Source organism: Burkholderia sp. 3C, from assembly GCF_054589155.1.
This window is the reverse complement of record NZ_BAAILN010000086.1, coordinates 17260-20403: the sequence shown is the minus strand read 5'-3', so window position 1 is coordinate 20403 and position 3144 is coordinate 17260. Positions and strand designations below refer to the sequence as shown.

The following is a 3144-nucleotide window of genomic DNA, read 5'->3' as shown; positions in this document are numbered from 1 at the left end:
GCCCCCACGACGGCTCACGCTACATCGCCCACGATCAAACGTAGACGCTGACGGCCGTGCCGCTCGACTGGCCGGTCTGCTGCACGTATTGCGCAATCGCGGACTGCAGGGCGGCGCTGTCGGTCGCCACCTGCGTGGTAGCGGCCTGGCGTTCCGCATCGGTGTGCGCGCGTGCCAGTTGCTGCTCGGCCTGCTGCAGTTGCTGTTCGAGGCGCTTGATCGTCTGTTCGAGCTGACTCGCGGCGCTGCTGCTGCTCGAAGAGCCACCGCCACCGCCACCACCGCCGCCCGAACCTTGCGTGCTGCTCGTGGAACCGGACGTGCCGGACGAGGCAGTCGACGAATCCGACGACGTGCTCGAAGTGGACGATGCGCCCACGGCCGTCGAGGTGCTCGCCGATGCGGTGCTGCTTGCGCCATAGCCGAGCGGCGTGCCGCCGGTAATGTCGGTGGTCGAGGTCGACGCGGTGGCCGAAGTGGCGGATGTCGCCGACGAGGTCGAGGTCACCGCCGTGGCCGGTTGCGTCGCGCTGGCCGACGCCGCTGCCGCCGCCGCCGACTGGCTCGATGGATTCGACTGGCTGGTTTGACCGGAAGCCGCCGCGGCTGCCGCATCGGCCGCCGCCTGCTTGTCGCGCTTGCTGCTCGCCGACGTGCTGTCATACGGATCGACCGTGCTGATGCTGGAAGTCGCCTGAATGCTCATGACCTGCTCTCCGTTGGCTTGACCGCTGCATATCGGCATCCGAACGAAAAACTTGAGGTCGGCTCAGGAAAACACGATTTCCCTATCTATCAAGCAGTTACGCCGCCTTACCTGCGTCACGCGGGCGGCACGTCGGCCAGGCCGCCCGGCAGGATCGCGCGCGCGCTCGAAATGGCGTTGAAGTACTCGCGCAGCACCCGGATCAGGCCGTTTTCCACCCGCACATAGCTGGCGTAGTCCTGCGTATAGGGCTGCCCGGTGCCGCCGATGCGGCCTTCGGAGTGGTACTCGACGAACAGCTCGCCATCGCGCTTCAGCTCGTGAATCACCATCGTGCCGACGGCCACCGGTGGAATCCGGTCGCGGATCAATTCGAGCAAGGCGCCGATCTGCGCCGTGCCTTCGTGGCGCGCCGGCAGGCCCAGCGTGGGCGCGTATGGAAACTCGAAGACGGCGTCGGGCGCGAACAGCGCCAGGCAGCGTGCGTGGTCGGTATCGAGATGCGTGAGGGCATCGGTGAACTGCATGAAGACTTCGCGTGCGGACGACATGAGCGGCGCTCCGGTTCAATGGGCCGGCCCTGCCCGGTGCTGCGAGCCGTGACGAACACGAGGGACGGCGCACCGTTGCTCGGCCCGCCGCCCCTCCCGATTCGAGCGGCCAGTATTTGAGCGCTCAAGTTAAAGCGTTATAGTGAGCGCTTTCCCGCATCGCGCTGCACTTGCAGATCCTCCGGCATGCCAAGCAAACCCGACGCCACCAACGCCCCCGCCGCCCCACCAAGCGACGCCGAGGCGCGCGAGCATTTCGCGTCGCTCGCCTGTACCCACACAGCGCTGCGCCGCGCGGCGCGCCGTCTCGGCAACCTGTACGACGATGCGATGGCCCCGTCGGGCCTCAAGTCCACCCAGGCCGGCCTGCTCGCCGAAGTCGAGCGGATCACGCAGCGAAACGGCAATCAGCCCCCGACGCTGCAGGATCTGGCCGATCAACTCGCGGTGCAGATTTCGGCCGTGACGCACGCGCTGCGCCCGCTGATCCGCGACGGGCTGGTGGCGCTGCGGCCCGACGCCCAGGATCGCCGCGTCAAGCGCGTGACGTTGACGGCCGATGGGCAGGCACGCCTGCAAGTCGCGTTCGAACACTGGCGCGAGGCGAACGAACGCGTCGAAACGGTGCTCGGCACGGCCGATGCCGTCATGTTGCGGCGGCTCGCCGATCAGGTGTCGTCCGACACGTTCCTCGCCGCGTACGATCGGGACCGGGACGAAAGCCGCGATTAGGGCTGCTTAGGGCCTGGGGTCGCCTGGGTCGCCTGGGTCGCCTGGGTCGCCTGGGTCGCCTGGGTCGCCTGGGTCGCCTGGGTCGCCTGGGGCTGCTTAGAGCCGCTCAGCGTCGCAGCCAAGCATCGAACACCGCCGCTACACGAACAGCTTGGCCACCGCCGTCATGTTCTCCTTGCCGAAACCGCGCTCGACCGCGATGCGAAACACGCCGCGCGCGGCGGCGATGGTCGGCGCCATCGCATCGTTGCCGACCGTCTGCAACGTGTAGCCGAAATCCTTCTCGATCAGCTCGACCGGAAATTGCGGCGCAACCGCGCCGGTCAGCATGAGGCCGGACACACGCCCCGCCGCCGCGCTCCAGACGGGCGTGGCGGCGATCGCCGCCAGGATTCGCGTGACGTCGGCGCCCGCGTGCCCCAGCAGGCCGATCAATTCCCCCAGCACCGCCACCTGCACGCCGAGCAGCGTGTTGGTGGCCAGCTTCGCCAGCGCGGCGGCGCCGGGCGACCCCACATGCACGATGGACGCGCCCATCGCCGCGAGCACGGGTTCGGCTTGCGCCAGCACCCCGGCATCGCCGCCGATGAAATAGGTCAATTGCCCGGCCTCGGCCTGCGGCGTGCTGCCGACGACCGGCGCTTCGAGCAGCGGCAGCGCCCGCTCGGCCAGGCGTTCGTCCAGTTCGCGAATCCACTCGGCCGTCAGCGTGGAGCTTTCGATCGCGATCGCACCGGCCGCCATGCCCCCGGCCGCGCCGGTATCGGGGTCGAGCCAGACCTGCCGCGAGGCCTCGTTGTCGCGCAGCATCGCGATCACGAACGCCGCGTCGGCGGCCGCCGCCTTCGGCGTGTCGGCGAGCCGCGCGCCGGCTTCCACCAGCGGCGCGGCCGCCTGCGGGCTGCGGTTCCACACCGTCACCCGATGCCCGGCCCGGATCAGGTTCGCCGCCATGCGCGAGCCCATCGCGCCCAGGCCCAGTACCGCAATCGTCGCCATCTCGTTGCTCTCCCGCTGAATGATTGGTGCACGGCTCGATGCCGGTTTCGCCGCCGATTCTGCGCGCCCGCCGCCCGCCCCGCCATGTCATGCACGCCATGATTCCGGCCATGACGGCGGCCCCGGCACGCCTCGCCGGAATCATCGAGAATGGCC

Annotated in this window: 4 protein-coding genes; 1 reads left to right on the top strand and 3 read right to left on the bottom strand. The window is 69.2% G+C overall.

What is annotated here, in order from left to right:
• Nucleotides 1–34: 34 nt before the first annotated feature.
• Entirely contained in the window at nt 35–706 is a 672-nt protein-coding gene (locus ACYP33_RS15110) for a hypothetical protein (RefSeq protein ID WP_459622671.1), read from the bottom strand.
• Nucleotides 707–822: 116 nt separating this feature from the next.
• The gene (locus tag ACYP33_RS15105; RefSeq protein WP_459622670.1) at nt 823–1257 is read right to left on the bottom strand and encodes a nuclear transport factor 2 family protein; all 435 of its coding nucleotides are present in this window, start codon (nt 1255–1257) and stop codon (nt 823–825) included.
• A 186-nt stretch (nt 1258–1443) separates the two neighbouring features.
• On the opposite strand from ACYP33_RS15105, the gene ACYP33_RS15100 reads away from it, so the two are divergent.
• The gene (locus tag ACYP33_RS15100) at nt 1444–1989 is read left to right on the top strand and encodes a MarR family winged helix-turn-helix transcriptional regulator (protein ID WP_414448251.1); all 546 of its coding nucleotides are present in this window, start codon (nt 1444–1446) and stop codon (nt 1987–1989) included.
• A 138-nt stretch (nt 1990–2127) separates the two neighbouring features.
• Here ACYP33_RS15100 and ACYP33_RS15095 read toward each other — a convergent pair whose 3' ends face one another.
• Nucleotides 2128–2988 carry an NAD(P)-dependent oxidoreductase gene (locus tag ACYP33_RS15095; RefSeq protein WP_459622669.1) on the bottom strand — a complete coding sequence of 287 codons (861 nt, stop codon included), beginning with the start codon at nt 2986–2988 and terminating at the stop codon, nt 2128–2130.
• Nucleotides 2989–3144: the final 156 nt, after the last annotated feature.

Bases quoted from the DNA above. Each gene is read 5' to 3' on its own strand.
- ACYP33_RS15100 (WP_414448251.1), top strand. From the start codon at position 1,444: ATGCCAAGCAAACCCGACGCCACCAACGCCCCCGCCGCCCCACCAAGC.
- ACYP33_RS15105 (WP_459622670.1), bottom strand. From the start codon at position 1,257: ATGTCGTCCGCACGCGAAGTCTTCATGCAGTTCACCGATGCCCTCACG.
- ACYP33_RS15110 (WP_459622671.1), bottom strand. From the start codon at position 706: ATGAGCATTCAGGCGACTTCCAGCATCAGCACGGTCGATCCGTATGAC.
- ACYP33_RS15095 (WP_459622669.1), bottom strand. From the start codon at position 2,988: ATGGCGACGATTGCGGTACTGGGCCTGGGCGCGATGGGCTCGCGCATG.